This is a genomic window from Shewanella woodyi ATCC 51908 (assembly GCF_000019525.1).
In the GTDB taxonomy this organism is placed as follows: domain Bacteria; phylum Pseudomonadota; class Gammaproteobacteria; order Enterobacterales; family Shewanellaceae; genus Shewanella; species Shewanella woodyi.
Map to the genome: position 1 here is coordinate 1,880,206 of NC_010506.1, position 18,721 is coordinate 1,898,926.

16 protein-coding genes and 1 other RNA gene are annotated in these 18,721 nt (G+C 42.1%); 8 read left to right on the forward strand and 9 right to left on the reverse strand.

Annotated elements, in window-relative coordinates; all coding sequences use genetic code 11:
* Window positions 1-66: 66 nt before the first annotated feature.
* The 4 genes from SWOO_RS07670 to SWOO_RS07685 all read right to left on the reverse strand — a co-directional run bounded on the left by SWOO_RS07670 (window position 67) and on the right by SWOO_RS07685 (window position 4,591).
* Window positions 67-621, reverse strand: a complete 555-nt coding sequence (locus tag SWOO_RS07670) for a hypothetical protein (RefSeq protein WP_012324142.1) — start codon at window positions 619-621, stop codon at window positions 67-69.
* 22 nt (window positions 622-643) lie between these two features.
* Complete coding sequence (locus tag SWOO_RS07675; protein WP_012324143.1) at window positions 644-2,788, reverse strand: LruC domain-containing protein; 2,145 nt, start codon at window positions 2,786-2,788, stop codon at window positions 644-646.
* Window positions 2,789-2,948: 160 nt separating this feature from the next.
* A complete protein-coding gene (locus SWOO_RS07680; RefSeq protein ID WP_012324144.1) occupies window positions 2,949-3,443 on the reverse strand; it encodes a hypothetical protein in 495 nt (164 codons plus the stop codon).
* 65 nt (window positions 3,444-3,508) lie between these two features.
* Entirely contained in the window at window positions 3,509-4,591 is a 1,083-nt protein-coding gene (locus SWOO_RS07685; protein ID WP_012324145.1) for a M35 family metallo-endopeptidase, read from the reverse strand.
* A 380-nt stretch (window positions 4,592-4,971) separates the two neighbouring features.
* Between SWOO_RS07685 and SWOO_RS07690 the strand changes: the two genes are divergently transcribed.
* The 3 genes from SWOO_RS07690 to SWOO_RS07700 all read left to right on the forward strand — a co-directional run bounded on the left by SWOO_RS07690 (window position 4,972) and on the right by SWOO_RS07700 (window position 11,555).
* Window positions 4,972-9,414 carry a response regulator gene (locus tag SWOO_RS07690; RefSeq protein WP_012324146.1) on the forward strand — a complete coding sequence of 1,481 codons (4,443 nt, stop codon included), beginning with the start codon at window positions 4,972-4,974 and terminating at the stop codon, window positions 9,412-9,414.
* Window positions 9,411-10,316, forward strand: a complete 906-nt coding sequence (locus tag SWOO_RS07695) for a diguanylate cyclase (protein WP_012324147.1) — start codon at window positions 9,411-9,413, stop codon at window positions 10,314-10,316. Before SWOO_RS07690 ends, SWOO_RS07695 begins: the two co-directional genes overlap by 4 nt.
* Before the next feature lie 90 nt (window positions 10,317-10,406).
* Entirely contained in the window at window positions 10,407-11,555 is a 1,149-nt protein-coding gene (locus SWOO_RS07700; RefSeq protein WP_012324148.1) for a response regulator, read from the forward strand.
* 36 nt (window positions 11,556-11,591) lie between these two features.
* Here SWOO_RS07700 and SWOO_RS07705 read toward each other — a convergent pair whose 3' ends face one another.
* Window positions 11,592-12,587: a lipid A deacylase LpxR family protein gene (locus SWOO_RS07705; protein WP_012324149.1), complete on the reverse strand. Its 996-nt coding sequence runs from the start codon at window positions 12,585-12,587 to the stop codon at window positions 11,592-11,594.
* Between the two features lie 608 nt (window positions 12,588-13,195).
* On the opposite strand from SWOO_RS07705, the gene SWOO_RS07710 reads away from it, so the two are divergent.
* Together SWOO_RS07710 and SWOO_RS07715 are read left to right on the forward strand one after the other, a co-directional pair.
* Window positions 13,196-13,618 carry an organic hydroperoxide resistance protein gene (locus SWOO_RS07710; protein WP_012324150.1) on the forward strand — a complete coding sequence of 141 codons (423 nt, stop codon included), beginning with the start codon at window positions 13,196-13,198 and terminating at the stop codon, window positions 13,616-13,618.
* Window positions 13,619-13,639: 21 nt separating this feature from the next.
* Window positions 13,640-14,041: a DoxX family protein gene (locus SWOO_RS07715; RefSeq protein ID WP_041418033.1), complete on the forward strand. Its 402-nt coding sequence runs from the start codon at window positions 13,640-13,642 to the stop codon at window positions 14,039-14,041.
* A gap of 70 nt (window positions 14,042-14,111) precedes the next feature.
* On the opposite strand, the gene SWOO_RS07720 is transcribed toward SWOO_RS07715, so the two are convergent.
* Window positions 14,112-14,672 carry a CBS domain-containing protein gene (locus SWOO_RS07720; RefSeq protein ID WP_012324152.1) on the reverse strand — a complete coding sequence of 187 codons (561 nt, stop codon included), beginning with the start codon at window positions 14,670-14,672 and terminating at the stop codon, window positions 14,112-14,114.
* Between the two features lie 324 nt (window positions 14,673-14,996).
* On the opposite strand from SWOO_RS07720, the gene SWOO_RS07725 reads away from it, so the two are divergent.
* Window positions 14,997-15,581: a hypothetical protein gene (locus SWOO_RS07725; RefSeq protein ID WP_012324153.1), complete on the forward strand. Its 585-nt coding sequence runs from the start codon at window positions 14,997-14,999 to the stop codon at window positions 15,579-15,581.
* A 96-nt stretch (window positions 15,582-15,677) separates the two neighbouring features.
* On the opposite strand, the gene ssrA is transcribed toward SWOO_RS07725, so the two are convergent.
* Window positions 15,678-16,033, reverse strand: a transfer-messenger RNA (tmRNA) gene (gene ssrA / locus SWOO_RS25885).
* A gap of 110 nt (window positions 16,034-16,143) precedes the next feature.
* The gene (smpB, locus tag SWOO_RS07735) at window positions 16,144-16,638 is read right to left on the reverse strand and encodes an SsrA-binding protein SmpB (RefSeq protein ID WP_012324154.1); all 495 of its coding nucleotides are present in this window, start codon (window positions 16,636-16,638) and stop codon (window positions 16,144-16,146) included.
* A 238-nt stretch (window positions 16,639-16,876) separates the two neighbouring features.
* Between smpB and SWOO_RS07740 the strand changes: the two genes are divergently transcribed.
* Together SWOO_RS07740 and SWOO_RS07745 are read left to right on the forward strand one after the other, a co-directional pair.
* Complete coding sequence (locus tag SWOO_RS07740; protein ID WP_012324155.1) at window positions 16,877-17,314, forward strand: ubiquinone-binding protein; 438 nt, start codon at window positions 16,877-16,879, stop codon at window positions 17,312-17,314.
* A 33-nt stretch (window positions 17,315-17,347) separates the two neighbouring features.
* Window positions 17,348-17,680, forward strand: coding sequence for an RnfH family protein (locus tag SWOO_RS07745; RefSeq protein WP_012324156.1), 333 nt, complete (start codon window positions 17,348-17,350; stop codon window positions 17,678-17,680).
* 71 nt (window positions 17,681-17,751) lie between these two features.
* Here SWOO_RS07745 and SWOO_RS07750 read toward each other — a convergent pair whose 3' ends face one another.
* Window positions 17,752-18,255, reverse strand: coding sequence for an outer membrane protein assembly factor BamE (locus SWOO_RS07750; RefSeq protein WP_012324157.1), 504 nt, complete (start codon window positions 18,253-18,255; stop codon window positions 17,752-17,754).
* Window positions 18,256-18,721 lie beyond the last annotated feature (466 nt).

The following is an 18,721-nucleotide window of genomic DNA, read 5'->3' on the forward strand; positions in this document are numbered from 1 at the left end:
CAGACTATATGCTAGTAACAAATCAGTAAAAAGCGCGGATTAAATCCGCGCTTTCGTTCACTTGGGCTAATTTACCGTAAGTTGTTGCTGCTCGAGTTCAGCGTCATATTGCCAGAGTTGGTAACTGGGTGCACTGCCATCGTAAAACCAAAGTACGGCAAGCATTTGACCATTGTGGTTTGCTACTTTGATGTCTGCATCGAGTTGACCGTCGATTAGCGAGCCACGGTAACGGCAAGATTCAAAGTTCACCTCATAGCTCATGTTGCTGCCGCTATAGTCATCGCAAAGTGAAAAATAGGCTCGTTTACTCGAGTTAATATCGATGGAGATCATCAGTTGAAATACCGCTTGCATGGCATTATCGGCTGCAACAACTAAGTCGTCTAAAGACGTAGGCTCAGGGGCTGGATCAGGATCTGGATCCGGCGTTGGCGTTGTAGTTGGGGGAGTGGTTGAAGGTGGTGTAACAGTCCCCGTTGTCGCAGCAGGAGCAGAGCTTTCATCTCCTCCGCCACCTCCACATGCTGTTATGCTTGCAAATAGCAGGACGAGTAAGCATGTTTTGCCAGTCTCAATGCAAGATATTAATGCTTTGATAAGATCATTGAATGTTGTCATTTCTATCTCCTTACCTTCAGGATTAATCTTGGAAGATCAATTGTGAATTGGCATTTTGGTACCAATTTTTATTGGTATCGCCTGTACTATCTGCCGCAAAATCGAGAAACTCTGGGTAGGTAACATCTAGCCTTTGCCTCTCTGCTGGGTGTTGCCAAGTTTCAGGGATCTCTAATGCCCAGCTCATCCCATTTTCATTAAGGAAGTACTGCCCAGAAGCTGGATCTGATCTGTCTTCTCTTGCACCAAAGTAGGCGGTGGAAAACTTATCGGTCGGCGCTTTATTTTTCAGGTGAATTTCAAGTTTACGTCCGGGCAGTTCACCAACCACATTCTTGGCTGCTAAGCCATGATCGGTACCTGGAGTTGCAAAGATGAATGGGTCGTAGGGGAACTCCGGCATATCCTCAACTGCCACAGCATTTTCAAAAGGCACTCGCATCTTCCATGTAGTGCGGTAGGTTGTCCCACAGCCAGCCTCAGTTCTCAGGTAGTTACAACCTGTCGCTAAGCTAATATGATCCCAGAGATCTTGGGTGAAGATGAGCACGGCATTAGTCTGCCCTGATTCAAGTGGCGACGTGCTTTGAGCGACCTCATCGATACTCCACTCGATTGCATTCTCTTTTATATTGCCCATGGCGATATCATGAAGTTGAATGGCAAAGCCGTTATGATAGGCTGCCCCCATTGCGGCTAACTTAGCCTCAAACTCCACCCTGATCACTTGGCCACTCTTGATATACTCAATCAGTCTGAGGTTAAAGATGACATCGTTCATGTCATAATCTTCCTGATCTGGGTAGAGATCTTCATAAGCGACAGAGGTGTATCCTGAAGATGAGGGATAGTAATTTATGGTGACTTGAGCTTCGGTGACGGTAACTGGATAATCTTCAACCTCACCATCCCCCACGCCGCCTGTTGGACCAATATCTGCTAAGCTGCTATAGCGAAATCTAGCCCATGTTTGTCCCGCTTTACCCCAAGTTGGTACATCTAAATTTACGGTGTTACTGCCTGGGGAAAGTGCCTGGCCGCTGATAGCTCGCTCGTCATCATCGAACACACCATTACCATTCCAGTCGAACCAAGCATTGAGATAACCGCCAGAACCAGTAGCTGTTACTAGAATGACGGCTGACTCACCTAGCTCAAAGCCGGTAGGAAAGCTCACACCATCTTCATCATCGTTGCCATCACTGCTGTCGTCGGATAAGGGGGTAGGGTATCCACTGGACTCATTATCGACACCGGAGCCAAGATAAAAGTCATCGATAATTGAGTGTCGTGCACCGTTTGAGGACATCAAGGTTTTATAGCTGTCAGGGGCGTCACCAAAATCGACACTATCACCTACAGGTATATCAGCAAGGGCGCAGCGTGCGCCGTCGTTACTTGAAGAAGAGGGACCATAAGCGAAAAGCTCTCCGCTAGGCTCTGCACCACTCATGTCGACACGATAGATTTTACCGTCGCTATTGTTACTGATATAGAGTGTGCCGTTAAGATCAAAAAACTGCGCCCCAAAGGTGAAGTTTGAACCAGAGGAGACCAGAACTGTGCCTAGGTTAGTTGAGGCTGCGGTGACTGGATCAATCTGCAGTAAATTACCATTGGAACCATTACTGACAGCATAGATATAACCATCGGTTGGATGGAACGCAAAGTCGGTAATATTGTAACTCGCATTGGCTTTACTGCCACTGACTAAGGTCATGGTGTAATTATTGGGATCATCTAGAGGAATGGTAAATAAGCCTTTGTTTTTCTTATACCCATACCAAACATTCTCATCAATGGCGATATCACCGACAAAGAAGTTTCCTGCTGCAGCTGCATCAGCATCTTTCGTGACGGATAGTGGATTAATTTGGTAGTCACTACCTGTTTTTCCTAGTGTGGCACTTTGATAATCCCAACCATAGATATAGTTATCATGGTAGTTAAATCCAACACCATTATAGGATTTCGTGGTTCCCATATCGGCAGAGGATTCTACATAGCTACCTGTTGATAGTTCTACTGAATATGCTTTGGGGGCTGATGAAGGAGTTTGTATGATAAAGGCTTGAGTGGGACACTCCTCAAACTCCGTAGCCCAACTGTTGCCTTGGTAAAGTAAGATTCCACTCGTGATCAATATCAGATTTTTTATATTTCTCATTGGGCTTCCTTAATCCATTAACCTAAGTGACTAATGGATAGCAGGGTTTGTGCCAATAATTTTTTACTTTAAATACATGTGGTTATATTTTTTGTTGTTTTTGGTTATGCGGGCATTCGCATACTGCAAGCCAAGTTGCAGATTGACATCAATGCATCTGCTATAGGTGTTTTTCATGTCTGTTTATTAAGTTAATCCGTATTTTTGGGCATGTGAGTTCAAGACTGCTGTTTTCAAGCTGACTTTTTGTTAAAGGAGTGAGCAAGATGGGGGATATCTCGACTGTGTATTCTCCGTTATTCAATCTAAAAGCTTGAGCTAGTTCTAGCTCAACCTGAACGTTCTCTCCTGCTTTGAGAATTAAGTAGTCCTCTTTGTTAGGTTCTCCTCTTTTCATCAATGCACCTTCATAGGGAATTTGAACTCCTTTATGCGTGATGTGTATAAACTCACTGAACCAAGCGTCGAATGGTGTTTTCCATTGGAGAAACTTCCAAGGTTGCTCGCTTGGATTATGGAGGGTAAAGAGGAGCTTTGCCTCATTACCATGCTGTGAGAGCTTGCATTGAGGGAACATGATCGCTCCTGCTTTGGCTGGTAGTGGTGACAGGTAGAGAGATGAAGCCGCCAGCATTAAAATGATCACTTTTTTCATATTAGGCTCTGCGGTTAAAAAAGGGCAGAAAGCTCTGCCCAAAGACAAGTAAACTTGAGTGTAACTTAATTTAAGTTTGGTGTATTTTCCGCGAAGTATTCGTGACTATCTGCATTTTGAATCGCTTGCGCAGGATCGCTTATTGCTAACGCTTTGGCACCACTTTGACCGTAAACGATATCATCAGTGCCGGCGACTACATTAAAGTGACTCATCTCATGGATGATTGTACCACCTTTAGAGTCTGTTCCTGTGGTAGGAGCCGACCAAAAAGCACGGCACATATAAATTTTATAGGGTTGAGTTGGGTAGACATAAGCGAAGTACCTCTTCTTACAGCTACAGTCAATAGTCAATGGTTCGTTGTTAAGCGCACTGTCTATTTTGCTGAAGTTATTGCTGACAGTGTTCCAGCGAGATGAGCTGTAATTACCAAACCAAGTGTTGTAGCGCGTTGAGCTTGAGTTATTACCGTTCAGGTGCTGGTTGGCATCAGCTGACATACCTTTTGCGGCATCTAAACCTGCCAGAATGTCAGTTTTTTGTGAGTTACTACAGCGACCTGTAAAGGTGACACCATCCACTTCTCCACCACCATCTCCTCCACCCGGTTTACCCTTTTTTGTGCCTTGTTTTAGTTCACGTCCCTCAAGGTAGAAACTTGTCGGCTGGGAATGTATACCCTCAACTCCCAAACGTGCTAGTTTTTTAGCTTGCCCTGGATTAGGAGCAAAGAGCTGCAATGAACTGACATCGTAACTGATCTCATACTCTGCTGTTGAGCTCATATCATAAAGAGAAGATAACTCTACGTCATAGGAGATACTCTCGCCTGATTTTAACTTGATGTAGTCATTTTTTGTTGGTGCTTGACGTTTGTAGTGTGCGCCTAAGTATGCTCGCTCTTCACCATTAGCTGTGACTTTAAACAGTGCTTCCTCTACGCCATCTGCAGCCGTATACCACTTTAATACTTTTACTGGAATATGTTCTTCATTGGTTAATGTGACTTTTACAACGACATTATCACTGCTTTTATAGTCCTGCTGGCTCATCTCGAGTGTTGCATTTATGCCATCGGCATAAGCGGAACTACTGATTAGTGCTGCTGTGACAGCAATGGCGCTCAATGCTTTTTTTGTATTCATTGATTTATCCTCAAGGTGTTATTTACATTTGTATTTATTTTGTTTGTTTTGTGTTTTGTAAATGTTTCGAGTGAAGTTTAATCAGATATATTTTTAAAAGGCAAGTTTGGTTAGTTATTTATTCTGTGTTGGTTGTAAATAATGGTGGTTTTGACTGTTTTGTGGGGGTGTAAGGCTGAGTAATGTAAGGAACTATCATAAAGCCTTAAGCTTAAGCTCTTATCTGTGTGTGATAAAGAGATGTTAAATAGAGGAAATGTGGAAAATTTTTACTCCTCTACTAAGCTCATTAATGAATCAAATCTCTATTTGGTGAACTATGCAGATCGTGTTGAGAGTGAACGATTATAGTTACTAACTATCTTAGGTATTGAATCTGTATGGATGAGATCTCGGCCAAGCAAGTTAATCTCAGTAAAAAAAAATATCACTCACTCAGTTTGAGTTTTACCTTGTGGTTCCTCGCGCTTTCGCTTATTCCGCTGATTGGTGTCTCTTGGTTTAGTTATGAGCAAGCTAAACAGAGTTTGATGAACGCAGCAGAAGATGAGTTAACTCAATCATCGAGTTTTACGACTCAGGCTATTCAAAGTTGGTTTAATTTACGCCTGCAGGATTTAAAAGTGGAAGCAGAATCGACACAGATGTCAGCAATGCTGCAGTCTTTGAGCTCTGGAGTAGTCTTGAGTGAGCAACCACTTGCTCACTATGTCAAGAGCAGTGATTGGCAAGGGAGGGTGGATAGGTACCAAGAGCATCTTGTCACTTTAGTTGAACAGTATGACTATATTAATGATATCTATCTTATCGATACTGATGGAAACATACTCTATTCCGTTGAAAAGAATGCTGATCTTGGTGAAAATATTTTTAGTCCTGCACTTAGATATAGCCATTTCTCAGCCAGTGCTCAGGACTCGCTAAACACGGGAGAAGTGAGCTTTTCCAGTATTGAGCATTATCAGATCTCAGACAACCCCATCTCAAGTTTCATCACCTTATCCATGTTTAATGAGTTTGGAAAAACTGTTGGTATATTTGCAATTCAACTGCAGTTTGAACGCATTCTGAAATCTTTGAACTTATCGGTAAAGGAGGGCAGTTCGTTAACTCATTACCTTGTTGATGAAAATGGTTTGCTGCTTTCACCTATTCGAGATAACTGGAATGAGGTCACCATCAAGTCAATTGATACGGCGCAGTTCAAAGCTTGGTTAGCAAATAGAGCTGAAAAATCATCAGCTGTTGTTTCTGAGTCAGATGAGAAATTTAACATCAACCTGTCTGCATTTGAGTACATGGGGCCTGATAATAAATTGGTGATAGGGTTACACCAGGTGGTGAAGCTAGCCAATGTTGATTGGCTACTGGTCAGCGAAGTGGATAGAGATGAGGCATTAGGAGAGATTAGCTGGCTTGCAAAAATGACCTTACTAATGCTCTTATTAACAACCTTTGTTGTTGTGTTATCAGCTATTTTTGTTGCTAGAAAGATAACTGAGCCCATTAAGCAGTTAGCTAGAACTAGCCTTGATGTTGCTAAAGGTGGACGTGTTAAGCCTATTCATATTGATAATAATAATGAGATCTCTCATTTGGTTGATGCATTCAACGAGATGTTACTGACAAAAAGCTCCTATGAGGACTCACTCTTTTTGGCTAACTCTCAAGCCCAAGCAGCATTAAATAATCTAGAAGATCAAAAATTTGCTTTAGACCAGCATGCAATTGTTGCAGTGACAGATCTGAAAGGAAATATTACCTATATTAATCGTCGCTTCTCTGAGATAAGCGGTTACCAAGAGGAGGAGTTGATCGGAAAAAATCATCGCCTGCTGAACTCTGGGCGTCATCCAAGATCGTTTTTTATCCAGATGTACAGTGTGATCTCTAAAGGAGAGGTTTGGAATGCAGAGATCTGTAATCGGGCTAAGGATGGGAGTTACTATTGGGTAGATACCACCATAGTGCCATTTACCAATGCTGAAGGTAAACCTGAAAGCTATATCGCTATTCGCACCGATATTACCACCAGAAAGCTTGCAGAGATAAAAACAAAAGAAGCCCTCTCTTTAATGCACTCCATGCTTGAATCAACTGATAACGGTATTTTAGTGACAAGTTTGGACGGTAAAATTTTACAGTTTAATGAAAGCTATGCTGCACTATGGGATATCGAAGTGAAAACGGGGTTGGATCATAGAGAGTTTGAGCTTAAAAATAGGGACAAAATTTTAGACTATCAAGGGGTTATTGAGAGGATTGCAAGCCTTTATAGTGAACCCGACTTTGAAGGTTTCGATATCTTAGAACTAACTGATGGCAGAATATATGAGCGTGTTTCTTTGCCTATGAAATCTGATGAGGGGCTGTTGGGGAGGGTTTGGAGTTTCCATGATATCAGTAAGCGAATGAAAACCCAGAATGAGCTCATTTTGGCTAAAGAGGAGGCAGATCTTGCTGTTAAAGCAAAGAGTGAATTTTTAGCCAGTATGAGTCATGAAATTCGCACTCCCATGAATGGTGTATTGGGGATGCTAGGCTTACTCAATAATACCCAGTTAACAGACTACCAAAAGCGTAGGGTCAGTATTGCTCAGTCCAGTGCAAAATCTCTTTTGACTTTAATCAACGATATTCTTGATTATTCGAAAATTGATGCTGGTAAATTAGAGTTGGAAAATTTGGACTTTAACTTGCGAGGAATGCTTGGTGAGTTTGCTGAAGGGATGGCCTTTCAGGCACAGAATAAGAGTCTGGAGTTGGTATTAGACCTTAAAGGGATAGAACACTCTATGGTGACGGGGGATCCTAGCCGGCTTCGTCAAGCACTGACAAATCTCGTGGGCAATGCGATAAAATTCACCAGTAAAGGTGAGGTGCTGATTGAAGCTGGACTTCGTGATAGCGGTGACGAATGGTGTTTTTGGTGTGTGATTACAGACACTGGAATAGGGATTGCTGCTGATAAGATCTCATCTCTTTTTGACTCCTTTAGTCAGGTTGATGCATCGACTACCCGTAAATATGGTGGTACAGGTTTAGGTTTAGCCATTGTGCAAAAAATCTGTCAGTTAATGGGAGGAGATGTCAGCATAACCAGTGAAGTCGGCAAAGGGACACGTGTTGAGTTTACTATTTACTTAGGTAAAAGTATTAACTCTCAATTGGTTGTTCCTAGTGCGAATATTGAAGAGTTGAACTTACTCGTTGTTGACGATAATGAAACCAACAGAGACGTTATTATCGAGCAGCTATTGATTTGGGGGGCAAATGTTGAAGGTGCATCTAATGCAGTTAAAGCGTTAGAGCTTTGTGCTTATAGAGATGAAAACCTTGAGCAATCCCAGTTTGATGTCGCATTTCTAGATATGCAGATGGCAGATATTGATGGGGCTGAGTTGGGGCGGCGGTTAAAATTTGATGACAGATTCAAATCAATAAAACTAGTGATGATGACCTCAATGTCTCAAATCGGTGATGCGAAATTTTTTGCCGATCTCGGTTTTAGTGCTTATTTTCCTAAGCCCACAACCACCTCTGATCTTTTTGATGCACTCTCAGTTATCTCCGAAGATGGTGAGGCTTTACTCAAGGCGCACCCGTTGATCACACATCACTATCTGCAGACATTAGTCCATAACGATGATACCGGGCCTCAGGAGTTTTCCTCAAAAGTACGAATCTTACTGGTAGAAGATAATTATGTTAACCAGCTTGTTGCAACAGGGGTTTTAGAAGATTTTAAGGTGTCAGTAGATGTTGCAGACAATGGAGTTCAAGCTATTCATATGCTGCTTAATGCAGAGGATCCTCCATACTCTTTAGTTCTGATGGATTGCCAAATGCCAGAAATGGATGGCTATGAAGCGTCGAGAGCAATACGCAGGGGAGAAGCGGGTGACAGGTATAAACAGATCCCCATTATTGCGATGACGGCGAATGCCATGATGGGAGATAAAGAGAAATGCCTCGATTCGGGTATGGATGACTATTTGGCAAAGCCGATAGAGCCAGAGAAGATCTACTTTAAATTAAACCAATGGCTTAACACTACAGGTGAACACAATAGCCCAGCCTTAGAGGCGAAAACCACTTCAAGCTCCCGTGGAGCTGGGCATCTGAGAACCCCAGCTAAGAAAGAGTCAAATACTGCTCATGATACTCAATCGGCTTCTATAATTGATAATAAGATGACAGAAAGAAATAGATTATGGGACAGGGATGGACTGATGAAGCGTGCTATGGGCAAGGAGGCGCTTTTTAACTCGATACTTCATCTGTTTAATGAAGATATGCCTTCTAGAATGGAGGCGCTTAATCATGCCATTAAGGCTGAAGATTTAGATGCGATAAGACAGGTTTCGCATACTGTGAAAGGTGTTGCCGCTAATGTTGGAGGGGAGCTTCTTAAAGAGCAAGCCGCGATTATTGAATTTGCCGCAAAAGAGGGGGATCTAACTAAGGCAAAAACTGAGCATCCAGCGCTTGTGGTTGCGTACCAAGAGTTAAAGCTGGTGATCGATGAATTTCAGCAAAAGCCTGAAACAGAGGTCATTAAAAAAGAGTTGTTATCTCAGGAGCGGGTTAATGGGCTCTTAGATCAGCTTGATAAACTGTTGGCGCAAGGGAGTTATATCAATATTGAGGAGTTCATAGGGCTTGAGAGTGCGAGTATCGATAAAATTTTACAGTCTGAATTTGATCACCTTCTATTACTGCTAACTGATTATGATTACCCTGCCGCAATTACCGCCCTTAAAGAGTTAAAAGTTCGATTGGCTAAAATCGAACTCAGCAGAGGGGAGGCCTCTCGTTCATGAGTGATAAAGCAACCATTCTGCTAGTCGATGATACTCGTACTAATATTGAGTTATTAGCTGGCTGTCTGCAAAAAACCTATAACTTAAAGGTGGCAATGAATGGCAAGCGTTGTCTAGAGCTGGCTGAAAGTGAGCCTGTTCCTGATCTAATACTGCTCGATGTGATAATGCCTGATATGGATGGTTACGACGTCTGCCGCCAGCTAAAAGATAACTCTTCAACGAAAGATATTCCTATTATGTTTGTTACAGGAAAGGACAGTGATGAGGATGAGGAGCTAGGGTTACAGTTAGGAGCTGTAGATTATATTACTAAACCCATTCGTCCCGCGATTGTAACTGCTAGAGTCGGGACACAAGTCATATTGAAGCAGCAGAGTGATACTTTGCGAAGTATGGCTTTGCATGATCAACTCACCTCTTTGTTTAATCGTCACTATCTGATTGAAGCTGCCAATAGTAAAGTTGCGAGAATTAAGCGTCATGGGGGAACACTCTCCTTGATGATGATTGATATTGATTACTTCAAGTTGGTCAATGATAAGTTTGGACATCAAGCTGGAGATACCGTGCTTAGGGCTGTTGCGAGCGTGTTATCTAGCGGTAGTCGTAAAGAGGATGTTGTGGCGCGATTCGGGGGGGAGGAGTTTGTCGTATTACTCGATGATTGTTCTATCTTGGATGCCGATGATAAAGCCGAGCAGTTAAGGAGTTTGATAGAGCAACTTATTCCGGAAGGTATCTCTGTTACAGCGAGTTTTGGTATTGCGGAATTAGATCCTGATGGCGAAACATTCGAACACCTTCTTGCACGAGCAGATCAGGCCGTGTATCTAGCAAAAGAGCAAGGCAGAAATTGTGTTGTTCAAGCTAAAAGTGAGCTGGATATCAAAGAAGATTGAAGCTGGTTAACCTTATTACTCTCGGATAATGCTCATTATTAACCGATATTTCAATGTATTAATACTCTCAAGCTATAGAGGAAGGCGGTTATGAAGCAGGCTGCAAGAATACTGGTTGTGGATGACACTGCTGTAAGTCGATTGATGCTAAGAGGGATACTTGAAGATAAATATGACATTTCTGAAGCTGAGAGTGGTGAAGAGTGCCTTGCGATAATCGATGTGAGTATTCCTGATTTAGTTCTTCTTGATGTCGATATGCCGGGAATGTCAGGTTTTGAAGTCTGCGTAGCCCTTAGAAGGGAGATTGTAACGGCGCACCTTCCGATTATATTTGTTTCTGGATTGGATACTGTTGAGGAGCGATTGACTGGCTATGAAGCGGGAGCTGATGAGTATATTACTAAGCCAGCGGAGCCTGAAGAGTTACATGAGAAGGTAGGAGTATGTTTAAGCCAGCATCTTGAAATAAGTCATGCAAAAGACTCTGCATCTGAGGCGATGGCCATTGCGATGGAGGCGATGACGGTAAGTAGTGAGCTTGGTCAAGTGGTTCAATTTATCAAAGATGTGCAGTCAATTGAACGTGCAGAAGACGTTGGTTTGGCGATGAACAATATTTTGCTTAATTTTGGTATGCATGCGGTTTCTCGAGTAGACACTGGGGATGTTGTTTTTGTCGGTTGTAAAAAAGAGAGTATAGAAGCAGAGCTATTAACTCGCTTTGTATACCACAATGAACGGATATTAAGCATCGGTATTAGAACAATAATTAGAGATCCCCACATTGTATTATTGATTAAAGATATGCCGCTAGATGATGAGAAACGTTGTGGCAGATTAAGGGATCACTTGGCGGTATTGATGGATATTGCCAATGTGCAGCTAGCTAATTTAGCGGCACGGGCAAAAATGTTGGAGCAGAGGCAGGAGATATTTACCCAAGTTATCTCAATGACAGAAAAGCAGATCCAACAGACATCAGAGCGATTAATCACTCATGAAGAGAGCTCTCAAGGTGTGATGAGAGGGATGTTAACTGAGCTTGAGGGGATGTTGTTTGGCTTAGGATTAGAGGAAGATCAAGAGAAACAACTAATTGCGCTTGCCGATGAAACATCAACTAAGTTGGAAGCTAGTCAGGGGCAGGGTGAGCTCGTTAATAAAGAGCTTGGGGCAATACTTGAATGCCTGTACAAGTTCTTTAATACGCTTAATGAATCCCGTGAGCAAAGCTAAATATTGCTTTCACACATCAATGTAAGGAGTCGTTCGCTACAGGTTCCAACTGAAGGTCAGTGAACCATACCCATGCCAGCTTTGTTTATCATTTTGATACTCCTGACTGTAGGAGTTAAAGCTCCAAGATACGGAACCGTTGGAGTGTGACCAAATAATACCGCTCTTAACCCCATATTGTAGGTGTTCTAACATGAGGTGGGAATCATAAGGGAGCGAGCCCTCTAAGCTTAAATCATTGAATCTATAGCCTACAAAAGCTCTACTATAGAATATGAAATTACTGAAACCTTTAACGGAGGTGAGGTTGCCCAGATGACCACTATGTTGGCTTAGGCGGCCAAAAGAGTGTTCTAGATCATTCCCCCAACGAAACAGAACCCCTAGTTCATTTTCACTTCTAAAATTACCAGCCTGAGTGTGACTAAATCCACTCAGCTCCCATTGTGTCTTGCCTGTAAGAGCATGATTAAATGCATCTCTTCTTAACATCAAGGCATCGACTTCATAGGCTAGCTGTATCGTTACTTGGTTTTCAACTTGATATTGCCAGCCCAAGGGAGGTGAGGAGTCAGTGAACTTGTGGACGAACTCTTGAACCTGCTGAGCTCCTGATAAGGGGCCCATAACACCAAGAGAGAGCCAGTTTTTCTGAGATAAATTCACTCCATAATGGGCTGTATGACTTTCAATAGTCAGCAGTCCTGCATAGGGGCGGTCATCTGGCTGAGGAGTTGCAACCTCAATCTCCGCTGGCGTCCACATCCTTTGGTTAAATTTAGCTCCCCAAGCTATCTCTCCCTCCTGTTGGTTAAATAGAAAAAGCCTTTGCCATTGGAGAGGAGTCGGAAGTTCACTCCTCCTATCTTGTGCAGCGCTTTCCCAGCCTAAAATCATGCCATTGGTGTAGTTGCCATCACTGCCAAAGATAATGTCATTATCAAGCTGAAGGTGCCATTGTCCACCATAGACTTGAGAGCAAAGAAGGAGAGAACTGAATAACGAAATAGACCTTAAGTGGCAAATATTCATCAAGTTTAGCTCCTTATACCAATCAGTATAAAGATTTGATCGCTCAGCGAGAGTTTAGCGGTCCTGAGGCAAGGTCCTTAATTGCTCCTCGGCTCTGGCATCCTGCTCCGCCCTACCTCCTATATCCATATAGTCGTGCATTAATGACATTCACCACATCCATGTGGTTTGCAACGAGTGAAGAGCATAGTTATTCTACGGTTTAGCTCGTTAACACAGCATCAGCACCGCTAAAACTCGCCTGTAGGGAGTGTTTTTGGCTGCCTACTTCTGCGTTGAATGAACTCATAAGGGAACAACCATTCTATCATTCATTCGCCTTGAATTAGTTTGCCAAAAGACACTCTGAGTAGATCAACTTCTTATACTGATTGGTATTATTTGTTTTAGGATATTTACAGAGATTATCTAACAAAGTTCTAAATATACAAGCTGTTAAATGTGACGCTTTGTACCATCGATGCTCAAACGAGATAGATGAGTAATCATTTTGACTCCTCGCCTATGTAAACTAACTTGCGCGCAATTAATATTTTTTGTACTCTAGTGGTAATTAAGTTGCGCGCAATTTAATTGTTGTGCTTAGGAATTAAAATATGGAGTTGAAGATGAAGAAACTATATGAAACAAATGCGACTGCCAGTGCAGGAAGAAACGGTAAAGTATCAAGTGATGATGGTTTATTGTCGCTTGCATTAAGCTACCCTAAAGAGATGGGTGGGAGTGGGGAAGCAACCAATCCTGAGCAGCTATTTGCGGCAGGCTATAGCGCCTGTTTCTCTAATGCCATATTACATGTGGCTCGAGAGGTAAAAGTGCCATTAACCGAGGCGCCGGTTACCGCTACAGTGGCAATTGGTGCTAAAGAGGAGGGAGGGTTTGAGTTAACCGCGGCATTATCTATCACGCTTGAACTGCTTGAAGCACAAGCTGTAGAGATCGTTAAGACAGCTCATCAAGTATGTCCTTACTCAAATGCTGTTAAAGGTAATATTGATGTTGTGCTTACCCTCAATGGTAAAAGTATCTAATGGGTCATGAGGGTCGATGATATGAAAGATAAGATAGCCTTAAACGCTGCGTTATTAACGAGTGGTAGAGTGTTACTGGCGCTCTACTTTTTGTTACCAGGGATTATGAAGTTTGTCAGCTGGGAGATGCATATCACCTTGATGGCCAAGCATAATATGGTGATGATCCCACAGCTGTTAGCCATAGCGGGTGTGTTTCAAATATCTGCGGCTATTGCACTGATATTGAATCGATATACTTTCATTGTTTCCTTGATGCTAGCTGGTTTGGTGTTAGTCATTAATGTGTCTTTGCATGATTTTTGGAACTATGGGGGAGTAGAAGCTGCTCATGAGATGCAAAACTTCATTAAGAACTTGGGGATCTTTGCAGGTTTACTTGTGCTAGCGGGGCACTCTAGGTGTGCGGCTCAAGCTGAGTAGTATGTTTATATTGCTTGAAGACTAGAGTGTAAAAACCACCATTGGGTGGTTTTTTTGTGCTTGAGAATAGTTAAATAGCGGCTTTAAAAATATGCATAAATGAAGGCGGCTGCTCGATATTAATTGGTACTTTAAGTTTACGGGCTACATCGTTTGCCGAGATTAACCCTCTGATATGGTGCTGCTGGTGGTCAATAACCAGAATATGGTGTAGACCATTCTCCTGTAATGATCTGACAACATCACTGACCTTGGCCGATGTTAGTTGTTCATAGTCCAGTGATTGCAGCTCTTCTCTTGGCACCATCATATCTGTGACCAGCAGTTCATCCAGATTGCTATTAAACTTGTTGGCCATTTTTACCATTTTACGATGCAATAATTGATGTTTAGTGATCACCCCTAAGAACCTATTTTTTCCATCGACGACTAGGCGCATAAAAGCATGGGTCTTCTCCATGATCTCAGAGGTTTTGACTGCGCTGGTTTGAGAGTCGATGACCATAGGCTGGGAGTGGTCGAAATCAGTAAATATAGAGAGTGCAGGTGAATTGAGTTGAGTGATGTCATTGTCGGTTGACCAGAGTAGGTGATCGACAGAGGCTGTATTAAAAAGTTCTAAGTTTCTCATTTTTGTTATTCCTTAAACTGCAAAGGGCGTAGGGAAGTTGTCATTTCTTAGGTCTGTCTGAGGTAAGTTGATTATCGTGAAAATCAGCAGTTAGGCGAAAGGCCTCAAACGTAAGATCGACTATCAAGTTAGTGCAGTCAAAGCAAGCGAGTCAATCACATTAATGACAATTAATTTATGTATAAACAATTGATGCAGTTGTTAATTTTTGTAACCATAATGATTTGTGTGAACTCTTTAAGTCATATCTATGTCACAGTGCTATGTTATTTAAATTGTAGTTTCAGCTAAAACTAAAAAGCTCAAAGCGTTAGTCGGGAAGATATGATGACAGAGATCGAATATGAGTTAGATGGTAAGTCCATTGAAACATTGCAGATGTTGGTAGGTTTAGAAGTTAACTTAATCACTCAATCTGCAAGCTTACATCTTAGTCAAGGCTGCGGGAGCAGTCTCTCTCCTCTCTATTTTAGGGGGAGTCCAGGTTTTATCGAGATGAGTAATGAGTGGCATACCAGTCCTGATGGGCATGATTTTCATCTACCTAAATTTAGATTGTTGCAGAAACCTGGTGAAATTGAATACAGTGAACATAATAACTCTGTCGGCCCGTGTTCAGAGATAAAAATGTCTGAAAATAACAGTGCCGTTATCGAAACCATAGAGGTTTTGAGTCTTAGCTGCCGATTTGCAGTTGGAGATAAAGCTAGCAATTTAACTTTGTCAGATGAGATTCTCACCTACGACTGGGGGATCAATATCAGATTGTCCGATGGCAGTTCTGTTTCTATTACAACGGAAGATGATTCAATTTTAGGTGAATTTATTATTTCACCGAAGGCGATGGAGCCATACCGCAAAGAGGGTATCAGTATAGAGCAACTTGATATTCGATTAAGACTAAATTAGGTCACTGAATTATGGGGAAACCCTAACGAGGCTTTTCGCCCACATCGCAACCAATAAAAAGGCCCCAACACTTTCGTGATGGGGCCTTCTTGTAATTGGTGGAGGCGGCGGGGCTCGAACCCGCGTCCAAAACACCTACATCCAAGGCGCTACATGCTTAGTCTCTCTTTTGGTTAACCAAGTACACTCCGAAAGACAGGATTGCAATTGGCGAGTTCAGTACTGTTTCGCGGTTCACCCCTGAACGTGGTTCCCTCGCTATCAAATGTAAAGGTGACCATCTTAATACTCTGCCCATTTGAGAAACGTGAGCAAGATGGCTAGCTAGCCTAAGCTGCTAGAGCGTAGTTATCGTCGTTTGCAACTATAACTGTGCGGCTTTTTACGAGGCCAACCGCCCCTCGGCATGCTCCCAGGGTTTCGAGAATCTTGTCGAATCCAGAATCGCCCCCAAGTACAATTTGATTGTAACGCGACAACTCTTGCTTTAACAAGGATAAAAATCGCATTGGCAACCGTTTGTTCGTTATACGTACGTTCTTACATACATATGTGTTATTTACTACTGCTGAACCGCTTTTTTCATGGTTCGGGCTTTTTCGATCTGCCACTCTCGGTCTTTGGTATCATCACGCTTATCGTGCTCTTTCTTACCTTTACCAAGACCTATCTCTATTTTTACCCATGCACCTTTTTGCCAATACATCGAGATAGGGACAATAGAGTAGCCTTTACGGTCAACCAGTCCTTGTAGCTTATCTAACTCTTTGCGTTTGAGTAGTAGTTTGCGTGAACGCATAGGATCACAAACAACATGGGTGGACGCGGTATTCAGTGGGGCTATGGTACATCCGAAAAGGAAGGCTTCGCCCTCTCTCATAAATACATAGCTTTCAGACAAGTTGACCTTGCCCATACGAATAGACTTAACTTCCCATCCCATTAGGGATAGACCTGCTTCCATCTTCTCTTCGAACTTGTAGTCGAATGTCGCGCGTTTATTACGTGCGATAGATGCGGAGGAGTTTTTTGATTTTTTTGCATTTTTCTTAGCCATAGGCTGGCTATTATACTCAGAGAGAGAGTTTTTGGAATTCCTGTTATCGATTAATTTTTTATTTTTGTGGAATAATGCTGGATCTGATGACTTTTTGTTCAAACAGCTTAATACCAATACAGTATAAAGGTTTGGGCGAAGAGGGCGAAAATATACGTTTTTCTAGGTTCGTGTTAAGATCAATGAAAAGTGATAGCGCATCTATATTTCTAGATGACAGTTTAGGTAATAGAGTCAAATGCCCCAGATATCCCGCAGTGTGTTAGTACGCTTTAGTGCAATGCAGATGTATGAAATAGTCAACGATGTAGAGTCCTACAAAGAGTTTTTACCAGGCTGTGTAGGTGGGAAAGTGTTAGAGTTTGATGGAAGCACTATGCTTGCATCTGTGGATGTATCTAAAGCTGGGATCAGCAAAACCTTTACCACTAGAAATCAGATTGTGCCTGGTAAGAGTATTCAGTTGGCCCTTGAAAATGGCCCTTTTAAACATCTTATTGGTGAGTGGCGCTTTACTGAGTTAACCGAAGATGCCTGTAAAATTGATTTCGAACTCAATTTCGAATTTTCCAGCAGCTTAGTTGATATGGCTTTCGGTAAAATATTTAATGACCTTATGACCTCTATGGTAACGGCTTTTACTGGCCGAGCAAAAGTTATCTATAGTGAGCAATAGGCTCATGTTGCAGAGCGTTTAAGAGAAGTATTAATGAATATAGAGCAAGAGAATTTTTCAGTTGAAGTGATCTATGCTTTGCCTACTCAGCAAAAACGAGTTCAGGTTAAAGTGGCACCGGGGACGACCTGTATTGAAGCTGTTGAGCTGAGCGAGATGGTTAATTTTTTTCCGGAAATTGATCTTGAAAAGGTAAAACTTGGGATTTTTAGTCGCTTGGTGAAACATTCGGAAGTATTGGTTCCTGGACAGAGAGTAGAAATTTACCGGCCCTTGATAGCCGACCCTAAAGATGTACGTCGTAAGCGAGCTGAAAAAGCGAAAGATGAAGGGCGGATCAACAAGATCACAGGTGCAAAGATTTAACCAATAAATGAATTAAAAAGGGGCTAATTCCTATGGAATTAGCCCCTTTTTATTAGATCTGTTTTTAGCGATTATTCGAACTTTTTACTGGCCTGAGCTTCGGGATCATTCTCTTCAACAAGAGGCTTTGCGTCAGGACGCTGCTCGGGAATTAAAGGGTCGATCTGTTCTACCTCTTCGATGAGCGGTGCATCAGGGAGTCGACTCTGCTCCAGAGGTGTATTGAACTCCTCTGATAATTCATAATCACCAACAACTTTAGTTAACTGGTCATTATCAAAATGGATGATCAGCTCTTTATGAGTAATACTGGCATCGCGACCACTTTTATAATGGTAAACATAGTACCAAGTGTCGTCGGCGAAGCTATCTCGTAGCACTGGGCGCCCAAGAATATATTCAACCTGCTCTTTGGTCATTTCCACACGTAGTTTTTCTACCTGTTGAGTCTCCATATAGTTACCCTGGGGGATATCTGGTTTATAGATCAACCAGTCAAATACACCACATCCAGTCATGGATAACGAGAGCGCAGCAGCGCCCAAAAGGGTAAGACTTTTCTTTTTAATTGTCATTGAATACGCTACTTCCTAAAAATCTGCTGGTCATCATACCCAAGCTGTCCCTATGCTGACAAGGGTTATCCTTGCACTGGTTAACGAAAAGTATTTGATTTGAGTAAATTGGATCGTATCTGGCTTATTTGTCAGTTTAGTTTTTAAGTCACTGTTCGAGTATAGATGAGACAGTATCAGGCCTTTTTTGTTCCTTAACTTTCCACATAGACTTCGTTATTGGTGGATAATGTGGCGAAAGTGTCAGCCAAAATGCCTATTTTTGAATAGGTTTTTGTAGGAGAAAAGTATAGTCGATAGGAAGCTTACTTTTAAATGTTTAACTAATGATTTGAATTAAAGCATTTAAATTTAAATTTGCTGCTGGAATGCACTCATGTCACAGAATCAATAACCGCTTGCAAAGTATCTGGAAAGTTATGAGAATGTAATCCTGAAGCTTTACTCTAGTTTTGTGCTAGGTAAG